The sequence below is a fragment of the Saccharothrix hoggarensis genome (assembly GCF_052936025.1).
This window is the reverse complement of record NZ_CP193624.1, coordinates 2,381,588-2,400,014: the sequence shown is the minus strand read 5'-3', so window position 1 is coordinate 2,400,014 and position 18,427 is coordinate 2,381,588. Positions and strand designations below refer to the sequence as shown.

The window sequence follows — 18,427 nt, the reverse complement described above, 5'->3', positions numbered from 1 at the left end:
CGCACATTGCCGCTACGATCCAGTGGTGTCCAGACCGCAGCCCGCGAGCCAGCACACCGTGCGACGGCACAACTCCGCACTGGTGCTCGACGCGATCGCCGAGGCGCCCGGCTCGTCCCGCGCCGCCGTCGCCGCCCGCACCGGCCTGACCAAGGCCACCGTGTCGAGCCTCGTGGACCGGATGATCGGCGCCGGCCTCGTCGCCGAGGGCGGGGCGGAGGCGCGGTCCGGACCCGGCCGGCGCGGCACGGCGCTGCACCTGTCGCCCAGCGGACCGCACGGGCTCGGTGTGGAGATCGGGGTCGACTACCTGGCCACGTGCCTGGTCGACCTCACCGGGCGGGTGCGGGCGCGGTGGCTGCGGCCCAGCGACAATCGTGCCTCCTCCCCCGCCCGCGTACTGGCCAAGGTGGCGGCGGCGGTGCGGACGGCGGCCAGGCAGGACGTGCCGATCGGCGGGGTCGGCGTGGCCGTGCCCGGCCTGGTGGAGGTGGCGGGCGGCTCGCTGCGGGTCGCGCCGAACCTCGGGTGGCGCGAGGTGGACGTGCGGGGCGAGCTGACCCGGCGGGTGGAGCTGGACGTGCCCGTCCTGGTCGGCAACGAGGCGAACCTGGCCGCGCTGGCCGAGCTGTGGCACGGCGACGTGGCGTCCGACTTCCTGCACGTCTCGGGCGAGATCGGCATCGGCGCCGGCATCGTCGTCGGCGGAGGGCTGTTCGAGGGCGTGTCGGGGTTCGGCGGCGAGATCGGCCACCTGTCCGTCGACCCGCGCGGGCCGGAGTGCGCCTGCGGGTCGCGGGGGTGCCTGGAGCGGCTGGCCGGGCAGGACGAGATCGTGCGCGCGGCGGGCGTGCCGGGGGTGGACGAGCTGCTGGACCGGCTCGCGGCGGGCGACCGCACGGCGACGACGGCGGTGCGGTCCGCGGCGCGGTGGCTCGGCGTGGCGCTGTCGGGCGCGGTGAACCTGCTCGACCTGCCCACCGTGGTGCTGGGCGGCACGTACGCCCGGCTGGAGCCCTGGCTGCAGGAGCCGTTGCACGCCGAGCTGGACCGCCGCGTGGTGAGCGCGGAGTGGTCGCCGGTGCGGGTGGTCGCGTCGTCCCTGGGTTCGGAGGCCGCCGTGCGCGGCGCCGCGACGACCGCCGTCCGGGCGATCCTCGCCGACCCGGACCCCTACGTCACGTCAACCCTGGCCTGAGCCGCCCAGCACGGCCAGGAGCGCCCGGTAGGTGTGATCCGGGTCACCCTCACGGCTGTGGATGACGGTCGGGCGGCGCGCGGCCATCAGCGCCACCAGGTTGTCGTGGTAATCCGACAGCTCCTCCGGCGTGGCCCGCACGGTGCCGCGGGCGGCGAACCGGCGCAGCGCGTTCTCCTTCGAGTCGTACAGGACGACCTCGTGGAACGGCACGCCGACGTCGGCGGCCAGGTCGGCGAGCCGGTCGAGGAACTCCGGGCGGCCGAGGAACTGCGGCACGACCACGTCGTGGCCGGACGCCAGGTGGACGCGAGCGGCGGCGACCGCGACGTCCCGCGCCATCCGTCCCGTCTCCCCCGGGGCGCCGCTGATGAGGTCGCGCACCCGGTCGACGTCGAGCGCCAGCGTCCCCAGGTGGTCGTCCGCGTACCGGCGGGCGATGGTCGACTTGCCGCACCCCGGCGGTCCGTTCAGCACGATCAGGCGAGCCACCCCACCGAGCCTACCGGCGACGCACCGACCGTCACCGATCCACTACGGACGGTGGGCGAAGCGCGGCGAACCCGTTGCCACACCGCACTGTTCACCCGAATGCGCCCGCGGGAAGCGGACGCGCGAGCGTGACTCGTCTGACAGCCTGGATGGCACGTTTCGGCGTTGCGGCGCCGACGCGGGACAATCGGCGGAGAAGGGCAGGGGGTGGACCGGTGCCGCGTGGTGAACGTCCGTTGGACGTCGGCGACAGCCCGCTGCTGCGGTTCGCCGCGGACCTGCGGTCGTTGCGGGACAAGGCGGGCGGGTACAGCTACCGGCAGCTGGGGGCGCGCGCCCACTACTCGGCGACGACCCTGTCGGACGCGGCGGGCGGGCGGAAGCTGCCCACGCTGGCGGTGACCCTGGCGTACGTGCGCGCCTGCGAGGGCGACGTGGCCGAGTGGGAGGACCGCTGGCACCAGGTCGCCGCCGAGGTGTCGCCGAACCCCGAGCCGCGCCCCGACGAGGGCCACCCGCCGTACGCGGGCCTGGCCGCCTACGGCACCGAGGACGCCGAGTGGTTCTTCGGCCGCGACCACCTGCTGGACGACCTGGAGCAGCGCATAGCGCACCGGCGGTTCGTCGCCGTGTTCGGCGCGTCCGGCGCGGGCAAGTCGTCGCTGCTGCGCGCGGGCCTCGTGCCCCGGCTGGCCGGCGCGGGCCGGGTCGTCGTGACCACGCCCAGCGAGCAGTCCGACCCGGACCTGTCCGCCGGCCTGCTGATCGTGGACCAGTTCGAAGAGGTCTTCACGCTGTGGCAGGACGACCGGCGCGCCGCCTACCTCGACGCGCTGCTGGCCGCGCCGTGCAAGGTCGTGCTCGGCGTGCGCGCGGACTTCTACGGGCACTGCGCGCAGCACCCAGCTCTGGTGGCGGCGCTGACCGACGGCCAGCTGCTGCTCGGGCCGATGGGCCCGGAGGAGCTGCGGCAGGTGATCATGCAGCCCGCCGTGAAGGCGTCGTGCACGGTGGAGACGGCGCTGGTGTCCCGGCTGATCGCCGACGCCACGGGCCAGGCGGGCGTGCTGCCGCTCATGTCGCACGCCCTGCTGGAGACGTGGCGGCGGCGGCGCGGCACCACGCTGACGCTGGCCGGGTACGAGGCGGCGGGCGGCATCCAGCACGCCATCGCGCAGACCGCCGAACGCACCTACACGTCGTTGGAGAAGCAGCAGCGGGCCCTGGCGCGCCAGGTGTTCCTGCGGCTCACCGCGCTCGGTGACGGCACCGAGGACACCAAGCGCCGGCTGCCGCGCGCCGAGCTGGACCACGACGTGGACGTGGACGTGGTGCTCGACCGGCTGGCCCACGCCCGCCTGCTCACCCTCGACCGCGACAGCGTGGAGATCGCGCACGAGGCGCTGATCCGGTCCTGGCCGCGGCTGCGGAGCTGGCTCGCCGAGGACCGGGACGGGCTGCGCACCATGCGCCGGCTGACCGAGGCCGCCGCGACCTGGGAGTCGCTCGGCCGCGACCCGGACGCGCTGTACCGGGGCGCCCGGCTGGACGCGGCCGTCGACTGGACGCAGCGCGACGGCGTGCGCACCAGCGCCCAGGAGCGGGAGTTCCTGGCCGACAGCCTCCAGGCCCGCGACCGGGAACGGCGGCTCGCGCACCGGCGCACCCGCAGACTGCGCCAGCTGGTGGCGCTGCTGGCCGTGCTGCTGGTGCTCGCCGGCACGGCGGTCGTCCTCGCCATCGAGGCGCAGAAGGAGGCCGCGGAGGGCTGGAAGTCGTCGGCCGCGTGGTTCGTGTCGAACCAGGCGCAGGCGTTGCGGGGCAGCGACCCGAGGCTCGCCGACCAACTCGCCCTCGCCGCCTACCAGCTCAACCCGACCGACGCCCTGCGGGACGGCGTGCTCAGCGCGCACGCGGCGAGCGCCCAGGACATGGTCAGCCGCTCGGCGTTCCCGTCCGGCCAGGGCCTCAGCCCGGACGGCCTGCCGCGGCCGAACGCGCGCGTCCCCACGCCCGCCAACGACACCACCTACCTGCCGCTGGGCAAGCGCACGACGCCGAGCGCGACCGTCACGTCGATGGCCGTCAGCGGCGTGGAGCAGGCGTTCGCCACCACGCTGGAGGGCCGCACCGCGCGGGTCTGGGACGTCACCGACGCGATCGCGCCCGAGGTGGCGCACACGTTCACGTTCCCGGTGCTGCGGATCGCGCTCGACCCGGCGGGCGCGCGGACCGTCGTCACCGTGTCGGAGATCAGCGACGTGGTGGTGTGGGACTGGTCGGACCCGGCCCGGCCGGTCGAGCGGTCGCACCTGATCGGCCACCCGCGCCCGGTCAACGGCGTCGCCTACAGCCAGGACGGTCAGGTCGTCGTGACCTGGGACGACGCCGGGACGATCCGGCTGTGGGACGTGTCGAACCCGGTGCACCCGCTGCGGATCGGCGAGCTGGCCACCGGCCGCGAGATCACCGCGGTGGCGTTGTCGCCGGACGGCGACACGCTCGCCGCGGGCGGCGCGAACGGCGTGGTCCGCCTGTGGGACCGCAGCAGCCAGTGGGCGCCGACCGAGGTGTGGGCGCAGAAGGTGCACCCGGAGGCGATCCGGGCGCTCGGCTTCCGGCGTGACGGCAAGGCCCTCGCCACCGTGGGCAAGGACGACAAGGTCGTGCTGTGGGACGTCACCGACCCGGCCCGGCCGGCGGAACGGGGCCGGATCAGCGGCCGCACCACCGGCGTCTACGCCGTGTCGTTCGGCGAGACGTCCCAGAAGGTCGTCACGTCGAACTCCGACGGCACCACGCGGTCCTGGGAGTTCGACTTCGACCTCGCCGTCACGCAGATGTGCGCGGCCGTCGAGGCCCACATCTCGCGCGACGAGTGGCAGCAGTACGTGGAGGCCGTGGGCGCGCTGGAGTACCGCCGGCCGTGCGCCTGATTGGCGGGGCCGCCGGCCCGGACGGATAATCACGTCGTGACCACCCCGCGTGACGACGACCGCACCGAAGCGCTGCCGGCCAGCCCGATCCCGGACGGCCCGCCGGCGGTGGGCCCGCGGGAGACGGGACCGAACGCCCTGGAGCCCACGCCGCCCCCGATCGCCTCGCCGGCCCCGCCGGACCACCGGACCGAGGACGCGGGGAAACCGCCGAAGCTGAAGCCGACCCGGATCAGCGGCACGTGGGTCGCGGTGCTGGCGTCGATCGTCGTGCTGATCGTGCTGCTGGTGTTCATCCTGCAGAACCTCGCCGGCGTGACGATCCACTTCCTCGGCGCGGCGGGCACGTTGCCGCTGGGCGTGGCCCTGCTGTTCGCGGCGATCGCGGGCGCGATCGTGGTGGCCCTGGTCGGCGCAGCTCGGATCACGCAGCTGCGCCGCCAGGCCAAACGAGGGCTGCGTTAGCCGAGTGAACAGGTCCTACCGTTCAGCGTGAAGCCGGTGGGTGCGACGTTGCTGCCCTGCCAGCTCGCCTGGAATCCGAAGTCCACCGAGCGACCCGCTCCGATGGTCCCGTTCCAGCCCTCGTTGGTCACCGTGACGGCGGCGCCGCTCTGCGACACCTTGCCGTTCCAACTGTGGACGATCTTCTGGCCGTTCGCGAACGACCAGCCGAGGTTCCAGCCCGTGACGGCGCTCGTCCCCCGGTTGGTGATCTTCACCGACGCGGTGAAGCCACCTCCCCACTGGCTGCCGACCGAGTACCGCACGGAGCAGTCGCCGAGCGGCGGCTGGTCCGTGGTCGTCGTGGTCGTCCCAGTGGTGGTCGTGGTGGTGGTGCTGGTGGACGTGGTCGTGGTGCCGGTGGGCTCGGTCGTGCTGATGTTGCCGCTCGGGTCGGCGACGAGCACGCCACGCCCGTTGGTGCCCAGGTAGACGCGGCCGTAGACGCGCGGGTCACCGGTGATGGCCTCGCCCATGTTCCCGTACTGGTGGGCGTCGTCGTTGATCCGCACCCAGCCGAGGCCGGCCTCGTCGTCCGACCGGTACACGCCGGTCTTGCCGTTGAGGGTCAGCACCGCGTACAGCGCGGGGTAGGTCTTGCCCTCGGCGGGCTTGCCGAAGCCGATGTTGACCGCGCTGGTGATGTGGTCGCGGGTCTTGGCGACCGTCGCGCCGGAGTCGGTCGAGCGGAACAGTCCGCCCTCGCCCGCCAGCCAGAGGTGGCCCTCGTGGCCGGGCACGGCGTGCAGCCTGGCCACGTTCGCGGTCGGGCCGGCGGTGAACGTCGCGCCGCCGTCCGTGCTGACGTAGACGGTGTCGTCGGCCAGCCCGTAGAACTTCTTCGGGTTCACCCGGTCCGCCTCGACCACGGCGCCCGCCGGGATGCCGGTGGACGGCGTCCAGGTGTTGCCGAAGCCCACCGAGTAGTGGACCGCCGCGCCGCCGGGGCTCCACACGAACCGGCTGCCGTCGGCCGCCGCCGCCACGGTGCCGCCGCCGGTGACGCCCGCCGGATCGGCGCCCGCGAACCAGTTCGCGCCGCCGTCGGTGGAGAACGCCACGTGCGCCGGTCCGTCGACGTTGCCGGCGCGGACCACGACCGACGGGTTCGCCTCGGCGTAGTCGAGGCTCGTGGTGGTGGTGAAGAACGGCTGCTGGAACATCATCGACGGCACCTTGGTGACGTCGTCGTGCCGGAACCCGCCGATGTCGCCGAGACCGCTGATCAGCGGCGCGCCCGTGGGCGGGCTGATCAGGTCGAGCACCGCGGTCTCCTCCAGCCCCGCGGCGGTCGGCTTGATCGTGATCTGGCCGCCGGTGTCCCACTTCGTGAGGTCCGTGGTGCCGTAGACGGTCGCGCCGGTGCCGTACATCATCCGGTTGGAGTCGAACGGGTCGATCTCCAGCGACTCGGTCATCCAGCCCAGCTTCGGGCTGACCTCCGGCGGCGCCGGGTTCGCGCCCATGCTCAGCCACGGCGAGGACGTGATGTCCATCTTGTAGCGGAACGACCGGTTCGGGTAGCCCGCCCAGTCCCAGATCCGGGTCCACGTCGCGCCGCCGTCCGTGCTGCGGAAGAACGTGACGTCCGGCCACCAGGCGATCTGGGTGGCCACCATGATCGTGCCGGGGTTCTGCCGGTCGACGGTGAGACCGCTGTAGCCGAACAGGTTGTCCGCGCTCGACGAGGGCACCGGGCTGATCTGCGTCCACGCGCCGGTGGCGGTGTCGTACTTCCAGACGTCGCCCTTGCCGCCGTCGTACGGGCCGCCCTTGTCGCTGGTCGCGAGGTACAGGAAGCCGCCCTGGTGGTCGAGCACGCCCTTGTGGGCGATGTAGCCGGTCGGCTGGCCCGCCAGCCGCTCCCACGTCACGCCCGCGTCGGTGGTGCGGTAGACGGTGTTCTCCTTGTCGGCCACGCCGACGTAGACCGTCTTGCTGGGGCTGCCCGCCGTCGACGACCGCGGGTCGTAGGTCACCCAGACCACGCCCTGGTTGTCGCCCGCGTAGCCGCCGGGGTCGTTCGGGTTCTCGACGTAGTTGCCGGGGTTGGGGAAGCTCACCACCTGCGACCACGTCACGCCGCTGTCCGTGCTGCGCCACAGGCCCTTGCCGCTGGGCGCGCCGAGGTACAGCACCCGGCCGTCGTTGGGGTCGACGGCCAGCCGCTCCCCCATGCCGCGGCCCGGCATGTTGCCGCCAAGCTTGAAGGGCAGTACGGACGTCTGCCACGTGTCGCCGCGGTCGGACGAGCGGAGGATCGCGCCGTTGTTCGGGTCCCAGCCGTTGGTGTACATGCCCACGGCCGCGTACACCTTGTCGGCGTCCTTGGGGTCGGGGGCGATGCTGACGACGCCGTTGTAGCCCCAGTTCTCGTAGCCGACCCAGTCCAGCAGCGGGGTCCACCGGCCGGTCGCCTGGTTCCACCGGTACGCGCCGCCGATGTCGGTGCGCGAGTAGATCAGGTCCTTCTCGGCGGGGCTGAAGACGATGCCCGGCACGAAGCCGCCGCCCTCGATCTCCACGTTGCGCCACTTGTGCGGCTGCACGATCGCCGAGGCGGACGGTTCGGCGGCCGGGCTGACCGCGTTCGACACCAGCACGACACCGAGCGCGGCCACGGCCGCGGTCGTCAACGCCAGAAGCCGTCTCATGGCTCCACTCCCCAGACTCGTGATCCGCCGACGACGGCGAGGACGTGCCGCGCGGTGGCGGTGGCGGTGGCGGCGCCGGTCGCCCGGCGGTGGTCGTTGGTCGCGGCGAGGCCGTGCCCAGGGCCGCTGCGGGCCAACCGGTCCGACAGGTCACCCGCGCGGCGGTTCAGCCGGTCGCCGGCGTGTCGGTCCGACCGAGGGCCGACACCGCGGACCAACCGGCGGTCCGCCCGGTCCGACGAGTCATCCACGCGGCGGTTGAGCCCTGCGCCGGCGCAGCGATCCGGTCGGTGGGCGGTGAGCCGCGACCCGGTGGCGACCCGTCCCGAGTCCGCGGACGCGGTGGCGGGGCCGTTCGACCGCAGCACGACGGAGGTCACCGCGAGCGGGGTCCGTCGGGCTGCCATCGTGCTGCGCTCCTTTGCGCGGGGGTGGGGGGAGGCGGATGGGCGAAAGGGACCGCTCCCCCCGAGCTTGTCTCCGCATGACGTCTGGGAGCGCTCCCAGATCACGCAGGTTGGACCGTAGCCAGGGTGATCCACCTCCGGCAAGGAGGCGGCGTTACGCCATCCGAGTGAAGTGCGGTCCCGACCGCGCACCCGGCGTGTCGAACCCGTCGAACGGAGGTCGAATCGCTTCGAAAACACCGAGACCCGGGCCTCGGCCCGGGTCTCGGCACGCTCGTCGCGACCCGGGAACCCCGGGTCGGAGGTGTTCAGGCGGGACGCGATGCCCGCCGGTGACGGGTCAGGCGCTGGACCTGGACACCATCGAGGTCGGCAGGAGCAGGAACGGCGGCAGGTTCTCCTCGCCGGCCAGCTCCGCCATCAGCCGCCACGTCATGGTCCGGCCCAACTGCTCCACGTCCTGGCGGATCGTGGTCAGCGGCGGGACCGCGGTGGAGGCGATCATCAGGTCGTCGAACCCGACCACGGCAACGTCCTCGGGCACCCGCTTGCCGTGCGCGTGCAGGGTCTGCAACGCGCCGAGCGCCATGATGTCCGCGCCGACGAACACGGCGTCGAGGTCCGGCGCCCGCTTGAGCAGGTCGGCCATCGCCACCGCGCCGCTCTCCGGCGTGAAGTCGCCGTACGCGACGAGGTCGGTGTCCAGCCTGGCCTGGCTCAGGCCGCGCTTCCAGCCGGACAACCGGTCCATGCCCACCGCCATGTCGCGCGGGCCGGCGATGGTGGCGATGCGCTTGCGACCCAGCGAGACCAGGTAGCGAGCCGCCTCCATGGCGCCGTTGAAGTTGTCCGAGTCGACGTAGGGCACTCCGCCCGCCCCGAGGGGCCTGCCGCCGACGACGGTCGGCAGGCCCGCGTCGGCGAGCGTGCGGGGCAGCGGGTCCTGGCCGTGCAGGCTGATCACCAGCACGCCGTCCACGTGGCCGCCGCAGAGGTAGTTGACCAGGTCCTGCTCGTCGCCCTCCTTGCTCATCATGAGGACGAGCTGGACCCGCTTGCCCGCCAGCTCGGCGTGCACACCGCGGAGCACACCGGCGAAGAACGGGTCGGCCAGCACCCGGCTGCCCTGTTCGGACACCACCAGGGCGATGCAGTTGGCCCGGCTGCCCGCGAGCGTCCGAGCCGCCTGGTTCGGGCTGTACCCGAGGCGTCCGATGGCCTGGTGGACCGCCTCACGCGCCCGCGAGCTGACGTACGGTTCGCCGTTGATCACCCGCGACACGGTCGACTTGGACACACCGGCTGCACGAGCGACCTCCTCCAGCCGGGTGTTGGGTCGTCGTGCCTTGGGTGGGTCAACGGCATCCGTCACGGAGCGACCGTCGCCGTGAGAGCGTTGCCACGGGCAACCTGCGAGTACCACATGGCACTCATCTTAGGCGTCCGAACCTGCGTCTCGTAGTCGACATGCACGATCCCGAACCGCTTCGCGTACCCCTCGGCCCACTCGAAGTTGTCCATGAGCGACCACGCGAAGTAACCGCGGAGGTCGACACCCGCCTCGATGGCCGCATGCGCCGCCCTGAGGTGCGACTCGATGTAACCGAGGCGCTCGGGGTCGTCGATCGACCCGTCGTCGTTGATGGAGTCGACGTAGGCGGCGCCGTTCTCGGTGACGTAGAGCGGGATGCTCGGGTAGTCCTGGTGCACCCGCATGAGCACCTTGAACAGGCCGTCCGGCTGCACCTCCCAGTCCATCGCCGTCCGCGGCAGGCCGCGGCTGGGGAACGAGACGTGCTCCGCGCCGACCCAGGGCGACCCGGTCGGGCGGCGGCCGTTGGACTGGACCGGCGCCTCGGGCTCCGGCTCCGGGGTGCCGCTGACGAAGTGCTCGGCGTAGTAGTTGACGCCCAGCTGGTCCAGCGGGGCCGAGATGATCTCCAGGTCGTTCTCGCGGATGTGCTTCGAGAACCCGTACGGCTCGAGGTCCTCGACGATGTCCGCCGGGTACTCGCCCTTGAACAGCGGGTCGAGGAAGATCCGGTTCTGGAGGCCGTCGAGCCGGCGCGCGGCGTCGAGGTCCGCCGGGTCGTCCGGGTCCGCCGGGATGATCGGGTACATGTTGAGCGTGATGCCGACCTTGGCGTTCGGCGCCTGGTCGCGGATCGCCGCGGTGGCGAGGCCGTGGGCCAGCAGCAGGTGGTGCACGGCCGCGACGGCGGCCTCCGGCTCCTGGCGGCCGGGCGCGTGGATGCCCGCCGCGTAGCTCAGCAGCGACGAGCACCACGGCTCGTTGAGCGTGGTCCAGTTGTCCACCCGGTCGCCCAGCGCGCCGACGACCGACTCGGCGTACTCCGCGAAGCGGTACGCCGTGTCCCGGTTGGCCCAGCCGCCCTCGTCCTCGAGGGTCTGCGGGAGGTCCCAGTGGTAGAGCGTCAGCCACGGGGTGATGTTGTTCTCGAGCAGCTTGTCGACCAGCCGGGAGTAGAAGTCCAGGCCGAGCTGGTTGACCGGACCGGCGTCCGGTCGGATGCGGGGCCACGCGGTGGAGAACCGGTAGGCGTGCAGCCCGAGGTCGACCATCAACTGGACGTCTTCGTCCACCCGGTTGTAGTGGTCGGCGGCCGGGTCACCCGTGTCACCGCCCACCACCGCACCCGGAAGCTTGCAGAACGTGTCCCAGATGGACGCGGTGCGACCGTCAACGGTTGTCGCGCCTTCGATCTGGAACGCCGCGGTCGCGGCGCCCCACACGAATCCCTCGGGAAAGGAAATCGACTCCACAGCTACCCCTTCACAGCACCCTGCATGATCCCGGCGACGATCTGCCGACCGAGTACGAGGAAGACGATCAGAATCGGGACCGTGGCCATCGTGGTCCCGGCGAGCACGAGCGAGTTGTCGACGTAGTAGCCGCTCTGCAACTTCTCCAGGGCGACCTGCATCGTCGGGTTGTCCGCGTTGAGCACGATCAGCGGCCAGAGGAAGTCGTTCCACGACATCATGAACGTGAAGATGCCGAGCATGGCGGCGGCCGGGCGCACCGCGGGCAGGCACACGTGCCAGAACGTGCGGATCATGCTGCACCCGTCCATGCGGGCCGCCTCGATCAGCTCGTCGGGCACGGCGTCGGCGATGTACTGGCGCATCCAGAACACGCCGAACGCGGTCACCAGGTTGGGGACGATGACCGCGCCGAGGGTGCCGGACCAGCCGAACTCCGCCATCGCCATGTAGAGCGGGATGATCCCGAGCTGCGTGGGGACGGCGAGCGTGGCGACCACGAACACCATGAGGGGTCCGCGGCCCTTGAACCGGAGCTTGGCGAACGCGAAGCCCGCCAGCGTGGACAGGACCACCACCGACAGGGTGACCGTGCCGGAGACGATGATGCTGTTGCCCAGCGCCTTCCAGAACGGGATCGAGTCCAGCACCCGGGAGGCGTTGGAGAAGAAGTGCCCGCCGGGCAGCAGCGGCCCCTCGGACTTGAACGTGCCGTCGTCGTGGCTGGCGGCGAGGAACGACCAGTAGAACGGGAACGCCGAGCCGAGGATGAACGCGATCAGGATGCCGTAGACGACGAAGCCGGGACGCCGCTCGGAGAGCGACACCGCCCTCGACCGCCGGGGCTTCCTGGCTTCGGGCGCGGCGGCGAAAGGCGCCGGGCGGTCGGTGATGGTGGCCATCACGCCTCCCCACTGGACGCGAGCCTGCGGGTGAGCAGGAAGTTGATCCCCGCGATCGCGATGACGACGATGAACAGCACCCAGGCCATGGCCGAGGCGTAGCCCAGGTCGAAGCTCTGGAAACCGGACTGGTACATGTAGAGCACGACCGTCTGGTACTGGTTGGTCGCGCCGCCGTTGCTGCTGCCCGAGGGCGCGAACAGCTTCGGCTCGGTGAAGATCTGCAGGCCGCCGATGGTCGAGGTGACCACCACGAAGATCATGGTGGGGCGCAGCAGGGGCAGCGTGATGCTGAAGAACTGGCGCACCTTGCTCGCGCCGTCGACCCACGCGGCCTCGTAGACGTCGCGCGGGATGGCCTGCATCGCGGCCAGCACGATCAGGGCGTTGTAGCCCGTCCAGCGCCAGTTGACCATGGTGGCGATGGCGACGTGGCTCCACCACCGCTCGGCCTGCCAGTCGATCCGCTCGATGCCGAACAACTCGAGGATGTCGTTGACCGACCCGTACTGGACGCCGAACAGGTCGCCGAAGATGATGGTCAGCGCGACGAGGCTGGCGACGTAGGGCAGCAGCACGCCCATCCGCCAGCCGGTGCGACCGCGCAACGCCGTGTTCAGCAGCGCGGCGAGCAGCACCGCCGTGATGACCTGCGGGATCGTGGACATCGCGAAGATGCTGAGGGTGTTGACCATCGCGTTCCAGAACTGCGCGTCGGCCAACAGCGTGGTGTAGTTCTCGACGCCGACGAAGGCTTGCTCGTCGGCGCCCAGCTCCCAGTCGAACAGGGAGATGTACGCGGTGTAGAGCAGGGGGAACAGCCCGACGACCGCGAACAGGATGAAGAACGGGGCGATGTACAGGTACGGGGAGACCTTCACGTCCAGGCGGGTCAGCCGGTAGCGCCAGCCGAGCTTCGCCGGACCCATGTCATCGTTGTCGTCGCGCCGCGGCGGGCGGGGCTCGGAGCCCCGCCCGCGCGCGACCGAAAGCTCGGTCGTCATTACTTGGCAGCCTTCTTGGCTCCCTCGACGACCTGCTTCCACGCGTCCTCAGGAGAGGTGCCCTGCTCGACCGACAGCAGCGCCGGGGAGACGATGTTGTCCTGGATCTCGCCGTCCTTCGGGCCCTTGTACTGCGCCGCCGCGACCTTGTTGGCCTGCTCGGCGAACAGCATGCCGACCTTCTCGCCGCCGAAGTACTCGCTGGTCTGGTTGAGCAGCTCCGGCGAGATCAGGGCCTCGGTCTGGCTCGGGAACGTGCCCTTGGCCTTGAACGCCTTGATCTGCTGCTCCGGCGCGGTCAGCCACGCGGCCAGCTTGGCGGCCTCGGCCTTGTTCTTGCCCTGCTTCGGGACGGTCAGGTACGAGCCGCCCCAGTTGCCGCCGCCGCCGGGGAACGCGGCCGTGACGGCCCACTTGCCCTTGTGCTCGGGGCCGGCGTTGCCCTCGATGACGCCCAGCATCCACGACGGGCAGGTCTTGGTGGCGAACGCCGACTCCTTGAAGCCGGTCTCCCACTCCGGGCTCCACGCGGCGAGCTTGGCCGACTGGCCGCCCGCGACCGCGGCGGTGACCTGGTCCCAGATCTTCTTGTCGTCGTTGGTCTCGATCACGAGCTTGTCGTCGCGGTCGAAGTAGCCGGTCTTGGCCTGGTTGTGCATCGGGTTGAAGATCTGCGCGGCCGAGTCGAACCACGGCTTCTTGGTGGCGGCGACGTAGCGGTCACCGGCCTCGAAGTACGAGTCCCACGTGGCGAACAGGGCCTTCACGCCCTCGGGGTCGGACGGCAGGCCGGCGGCCTCGAAGAGGTCCTTGCGGTAGCACATGGCCAGCGGGCCGATGTCGGTGCCGTAGCCGATGAGCTTGCCGTCCTTGGTGGTGACGGCGTCGACCTTCCACTGCAGCCAGCGGTCCTCGCGGACGTCCTTCGGACCGATCTCCTTCAGGTCCTCGAACTGGCCCGACTTGGCCATGACCTGGCTCAGGAAGCCCTCTTCGACGGCCTCGACGTCGGCCAGACCGGAGCCCGCGCCCAGCTTGGTGAACAGGTTCTGGTGGTGCGGCGCGCCCTGTCCGGTCTTGCGCTGCGTGACCTTGACGTTCGGGTTGGCGGCCTCGTACTCCTTGAGGAGTTCCTCGTAACCGAACTCGTTGAAGGTCGCGATGGTCAGCTCGACCTTGCCATCGGACGAGGTTCCGGATCCGCCCGAGCCGCATGCCGTAGCGGCTGCGGCGAGCACTGCGGTGCAGGCCAGGACTTTGGCCAAGCCTGCTCGACGGTAGCGCACGAGAACTCCTCAGTTGATCGGCGGTGAACGTTCTGGGAGCGCTCCCAGGTTTTGGGGGAGTGTGGTTCGCGCCACGGAGTTGTGTCAAGCTCCCGTGTCCGCGCTGTTACCGACCTTGCGACATTCGCCCTGCTGGACCGATTCCGCCGGCGGTGCCGCCAGTGGTCCGTTCAGGCACAGTTCGTAGACCGATCGGACACGCTCGGTTCACCTCGCGAGCCGGAGATCCGGAACGCATTCACAAGCCGTAACCCGCTCACCCGGCACCAGTGTCCACCGGACCGCGCGACACGCGACGCCGGGGTGGGGTTCGGGAGTGTTCCGCGTCACGGCACGGCGAGTCGCCGGCCGCGCACGGGGAGTCGTCCGGTGAGCCGACGGCCGTCTCCGCCGAGTTGTCCGAGTGGCCCCGATCGGGCGCCCGCGGGCCGCCCGCAATCGTCCATTCAGGACCAGAGCCGGCCCGTTCCGCCGCTGTTCGGCGCCGGGGTATTCCCGAGGAGCCCGAATATAGGGGTACCCCTCATTCGGGTCGCGATCGCAATCGTGATCCGACCGGCTGTTCGACTCGCCATTCGACGCGAACCGGACCCACCGGCCGCCGCCGCGGCTCGGCTCCGCGGGCGAGTCCGGTTCGTGATCGGGCCGCCGCGTTCCGGGGAACGCGGCGGCCGGGTGGTCAGCGCCCGTCTTCCAGGTCGCCCTCGGTTTCGAGGTACGCGGTCCGGAGGGCGGCCAGCGTCTCCGGCTCCGGGTGCTCCCACATACCGCGCTCGGCCGCCTCCAGCAGGCGTTCCGAGATGCCGTGCAGCGCCCACGGGTTGGATTCGGTCAGGAACTTCCGGTTCTCCGGGTCCAGCACGTAACTGGCCGCCAACTGCTCGTACATCCAGTCGGCGACGACACCGGTCGTGGCGTCGTAGCCGAACAGGTAGTCGACCGTGGCGGCCAATTCGAACGCGCCCTTGTACCCGTGCTTGCGCATCGCGGCCAACCATTTCGGGTTGACCACCCTGGCGCGGAAGATGCGATTCGTTTCCTCGTGCAGGGTCCGGGTGCGCACGGCGTCGGGACGGGTGCTGTCGCCGACATAGGCGGCGGGCGCTTTCCCGGTCAACGCGCGCACCGTGGCGACCATGCCGCCGTGGTACTGGAAGTAATCGTCGGAATCGGCGATGTCGTGTTCACGGGTGTCGATGTTCTTCGCGGCGACGGCGATCCGCCGGTACGCGTTCTCCATCGCCGGTCGCGCTTCGACGCCGTCCAGTTCCCGACCGTAGGCGTACCCGCCCCAGACGGCGTACACCTCGGCGAGGTCGGCGTCGTCCCGCCAGTTCCGGCTGTCGATGAGCGGGAGGAGACCGGCGCCGTACGCGCCCGGTTTGCTGCCGAAGACGCGCATTGTCGACCGGCGCTCGTCGTGGTGCTGTGCCAGATCCGCCTGCGCGTGAGCCCGGACGAAGTTGTCGGCGTCGGACTCGTCGAGGTTCGCGACCAGTCGCACCGCGTCGTCGATCAGTGCCACCACGTGGGGGAATGCGTCGCGGAAGAACCCGCTGATGCGCACCGTCACGTCGATTCTCGGCCGGTTCAGCTCATCCAGCGGGATCACCTCCAGACCCGTGACCCGGCGTGACTGGTCGTCCCAGGTCGGCCGCACGCCCAGCAGCGCCAGCACCTCGGCGATGTCGTCACCGGCGGTGCGCATGGCGCTCGTGCCCCAGACCGACAGGCCCACGGACGGGGGCCACTCCCCCGTGTCCGCCCGGTAGCGCTCCAGCAGCGAGTCGGCCATCGCCTGGCCGGTCTCCCAGGCCAGCCGGGACGGCACCGCCTTGGGGTCGACCGAGTAGAAGTTCCGGCCGGTCGGCAGCACGTTCACCAGGCCGCGCAGCGGCGACCCGCTCGGACCGGCCGGGACGTAACCGCCGTCGAGCGCGTGCAGCACGTTCGTCATCTCGTCCGTCGTGCGGGCGAGCCGGGGCACGACCTCGGTGGCGGCGAACTCCAGGATGCGCGCGACATCGCCGTTGTCGGTGAGGCCGCGGGCGGCGTTCACGTCCCAATTGGCGTCTTCCATGGCCTGGACGAGCGCGCGGGCCTCCGCCTCGACCCGGTCGGTGCTCGTCCGGGTGGTGTCGGCGAGCCCCAGCGCCTCGCGCAGGCCGGGCAGGGCGGCGGTCTGGCCCGCCCACATCTGCTTGGCCTGGAGGATGGCCAGGACCAGGTTGACGCGGGTCTCGCCGGTGGGCGCCTCGCCGAGGACGTGCAGGCCGTCGCGGATCTGGACGTCCTTCACCTCGCACAGCCAGCCGTCGACGTGGAGGATCAGCTCGTCGAACTCGGCGTCGTGCGGCCGGTCGTCCAGCCCCAGGTCGTGGTCGAGCTTCGCGGCCTGGATGAGGGTCCAGATCTGGGCCCGGATGGCGGGCAGCTTGGCCGGGTCCATCGCGGCGATGTTCCCGTGCTCGTCCAGCAGCTGTTCCAGGCGGGCGATGTCGCCGTAGCTGTCGGCCCGCGCCATCGGCGGCACCAGGTGGTCCACGAGGGTGGCGTGCGCGCGCCGCTTCGCCTGGGTGCCCTCGCCCGGGTCGTTGACCAGGAACGGGTAGATCAGGGGCAGGTCGCCGAGGGCGGCGTCGGGACCGCAGCCCGCCGACAGGCCGACGGTCTTGCCGGGCAGCCACTCGAGGTTGCCGTGCTTGCCGACGTGCACCACGGCGTCGGCGCCGAACTCGTCCTCCAGCCAGCGGTACGCGGCCAGGTAGTGGTGGCTCGGCGGGAGGTCGGGGTCGTGGTAGATCGCGATGGGGTTCTCGCCGAAGCCGCGCGGCGGCTGCACCATGACGACGACGTTGCCGGAGCGCAGGGCGGCCAGGACGATCTCGCCGTCCCGGTCCCGCGACCGGTCCACGAACAGGGTGCCGGGCGCCGCGCCCCAGTGCCGTTCCATCCCCTCGCGGGTGTCCTCCGGCAGGGTGGCGTACCACTCCGCGTAACGGGCCGCCGGGAGCCGCACCGGGTTGCCCTGGAGCTGCTCCTCGGTGAGCCAGTCGGCGTCCTGGCCGCCGGCGGCGATCAGCGCGTGGATCAGCGCGTCGCCGTCGAGGTTCGCCACGCCCGGCAGGTCGTCGCCGATGTCGTAGCCGTGGTCCTTCATCGCGGCGAGCAGCCGCACGACGCTGGCCGGGGTGTCGAGGCCGACCGCGTTGCCGATGCGGGAGTGCTTGGTCGGGTACGCCGAGAGCATGACGGCGACGCGGCGCTCGGCCTGCGGGATGTGGCGGAGCCTGCCGTGGCGGACGGCGATGCCGGCGACCCGCGCCGCGCGCTCCTCGTCGGCGACGTAGACCGTGAGCCCGTCCTCGTCGACCTCCTTGAACGAGAACGGCACGGTGATGATCCGGCCGTCGAACTCGGGGATCGCCACCTGGGTCGCGGTGTCCAAAGGGGACAGTCCGTCGTCGTTCCCGTCCCACGCGGCCCGGCTGCTCGTCAGGCACAGGCCTTGGAGGATCGGCACGTCGAGCGCGGCCAGCGCGCCCACGTCCCACGCGTCGTCGTCACCGCCGGCGGAGGCCGCGGCGGGCTTCGTGCCGCCGGCCGCGAGGACCGTGACGACCAGGGCGTCCGCCTTGCCCAGCTCGGCCAGGAGGGCGGGGTCCGCGGCGCGCAGGGACGCGCAGAAGATCGGCAGGGGCCGGCCGCCCTTGGCCTCGATCGCGTCGCACAGGGCGTGCACGAACGCGGTGTTCCCGGCCACGTGGTGGGCGCGGTAGTACAGGACGGCGATGGTGGGGCCGTCCTCGCCCGCGGCCTCCCGCTCCAGCACGCCCCACGTCGGCGTGGGTTCGGGCGGGGCGAACCCGTGGCCGGTCAGCAGGACCGTGTCCGACAGGAAGTGGTGCAGCTGCGCGAGGTTCGCCGCGCCGCCGTGCGCCAGGTACGCGTGCGCCTCCGCGCACACCCCGCCGGGCACGGTGGACAGCTCCATCAGCGGCGCGTCCGGGTTCTGCTCGCCGCCGAGCACGACGACCGGCAGGCCGGAGGCGAGCAGCCAGTCGAGCCCCTCCTCCCACATCCGGCGACCGCCGAGGATGCGCACGACCACCAGGTCGACGCCCTCGACCAGCGCCGGGAGGTCGTCCACGGCGGTGCGGGCGGGGTTGGCCAGGCGGTAGTCGGCGCCACTCGCGCGGGCGGACAGCAGGTCGGTGTCGGAGGTCGACAACAGCAGGATCACGTGCGGGCTCCATCCCT

The 18,427-nt window shown here is 71.6% G+C and carries 12 protein-coding genes; 3 read left to right on the top strand and 9 right to left on the bottom strand.

Annotated elements, in window-relative coordinates; all coding sequences use genetic code 11:
* Positions 1-25: 25 nt before the first annotated feature.
* A complete protein-coding gene (locus ACRAKH_RS11575) occupies positions 26-1,198 on the top strand; it encodes an ROK family protein (protein ID WP_447009801.1) in 1,173 nt (390 codons plus the stop codon).
* On the opposite strand, the gene ACRAKH_RS11570 is transcribed toward ACRAKH_RS11575, so the two are convergent.
* On the bottom strand, positions 1,184-1,690 hold the full coding sequence (locus ACRAKH_RS11570; RefSeq protein WP_380723199.1) for an AAA family ATPase: 507 nt from the start codon (positions 1,688-1,690) through the stop codon (positions 1,184-1,186). The genes ACRAKH_RS11575 and ACRAKH_RS11570 overlap by 15 nt on opposite strands.
* 215 nt (positions 1,691-1,905) lie before the next feature.
* On the opposite strand from ACRAKH_RS11570, the gene ACRAKH_RS11565 reads away from it, so the two are divergent.
* Both ACRAKH_RS11565 and ACRAKH_RS11560 read left to right on the top strand, forming a co-directional pair.
* A complete protein-coding gene (locus ACRAKH_RS11565; protein ID WP_380723201.1) occupies positions 1,906-4,626 on the top strand; it encodes an nSTAND1 domain-containing NTPase in 2,721 nt (906 codons plus the stop codon).
* Positions 4,627-4,662: 36 nt separating this feature from the next.
* Positions 4,663-5,091: a LapA family protein gene (locus tag ACRAKH_RS11560; RefSeq protein WP_380723203.1), complete on the top strand. Its 429-nt coding sequence runs from the start codon at positions 4,663-4,665 to the stop codon at positions 5,089-5,091.
* Here ACRAKH_RS11560 and ACRAKH_RS11555 read toward each other — a convergent pair.
* The 8 genes from ACRAKH_RS11555 to cobN form a co-directional block, all read right to left on the bottom strand.
* Entirely contained in the window at positions 5,088-7,784 is a 2,697-nt protein-coding gene (locus ACRAKH_RS11555; protein ID WP_380723205.1) for a cellulose binding domain-containing protein, read from the bottom strand. The two genes, ACRAKH_RS11560 and ACRAKH_RS11555, sit on opposite strands and share 4 nt — an antisense overlap.
* On the bottom strand, positions 7,781-8,191 hold the full coding sequence (locus tag ACRAKH_RS11550; RefSeq protein ID WP_380723207.1) for a hypothetical protein: 411 nt from the start codon (positions 8,189-8,191) through the stop codon (positions 7,781-7,783). The genes ACRAKH_RS11555 and ACRAKH_RS11550 overlap by 4 nt, the downstream gene beginning before the upstream one ends.
* Before the next feature lie 340 nt (positions 8,192-8,531).
* Positions 8,532-9,563: a LacI family DNA-binding transcriptional regulator gene (locus ACRAKH_RS11545; RefSeq protein WP_380723209.1), complete on the bottom strand. Its 1,032-nt coding sequence runs from the start codon at positions 9,561-9,563 to the stop codon at positions 8,532-8,534.
* Positions 9,560-10,975: a glycoside hydrolase family 1 protein gene (locus ACRAKH_RS11540; protein WP_380723211.1), complete on the bottom strand. Its 1,416-nt coding sequence runs from the start codon at positions 10,973-10,975 to the stop codon at positions 9,560-9,562. The genes ACRAKH_RS11545 and ACRAKH_RS11540 overlap by 4 nt, the downstream gene beginning before the upstream one ends.
* A 2-nt stretch (positions 10,976-10,977) precedes the next feature.
* Positions 10,978-11,877, bottom strand: coding sequence for a carbohydrate ABC transporter permease (locus ACRAKH_RS11535; RefSeq protein WP_380723212.1), 900 nt, complete (start codon positions 11,875-11,877; stop codon positions 10,978-10,980).
* Positions 11,877-12,806: a carbohydrate ABC transporter permease gene (locus ACRAKH_RS11530; protein ID WP_380723230.1), complete on the bottom strand. Its 930-nt coding sequence runs from the start codon at positions 12,804-12,806 to the stop codon at positions 11,877-11,879. The genes ACRAKH_RS11535 and ACRAKH_RS11530 overlap by 1 nt, the downstream gene beginning before the upstream one ends.
* Positions 12,807-12,880: 74 nt before the next feature.
* Entirely contained in the window at positions 12,881-14,167 is a 1,287-nt protein-coding gene (locus ACRAKH_RS11525; RefSeq protein WP_380723213.1) for an ABC transporter substrate-binding protein, read from the bottom strand.
* Positions 14,168-14,846: 679 nt separating this feature from the next.
* Positions 14,847-18,410: a cobaltochelatase subunit CobN gene (gene cobN / locus ACRAKH_RS11520; protein ID WP_380723215.1), complete on the bottom strand. Its 3,564-nt coding sequence runs from the start codon at positions 18,408-18,410 to the stop codon at positions 14,847-14,849.
* Positions 18,411-18,427 lie beyond the last annotated feature (17 nt).

Excerpts from the sequence above, each read along its gene's own strand:
- ACRAKH_RS11555 (WP_380723205.1), bottom strand. The coding sequence starts at position 7,784 with ATGAGACGGCTTCTGGCGTTGACGACCGCGGCCGTGGCCGCGCTCGGT.
- ACRAKH_RS11550 (WP_380723207.1), bottom strand. The coding sequence starts at position 8,191 with ATGGCAGCCCGACGGACCCCGCTCGCGGTGACCTCCGTCGTGCTGCGG.
- ACRAKH_RS11535 (WP_380723212.1), bottom strand. The coding sequence starts at position 11,877 with ATGGCCACCATCACCGACCGCCCGGCGCCTTTCGCCGCCGCGCCCGAA.
- ACRAKH_RS11530 (WP_380723230.1), bottom strand. The coding sequence starts at position 12,806 with ATGGGTCCGGCGAAGCTCGGCTGGCGCTACCGGCTGACCCGCCTGGAC.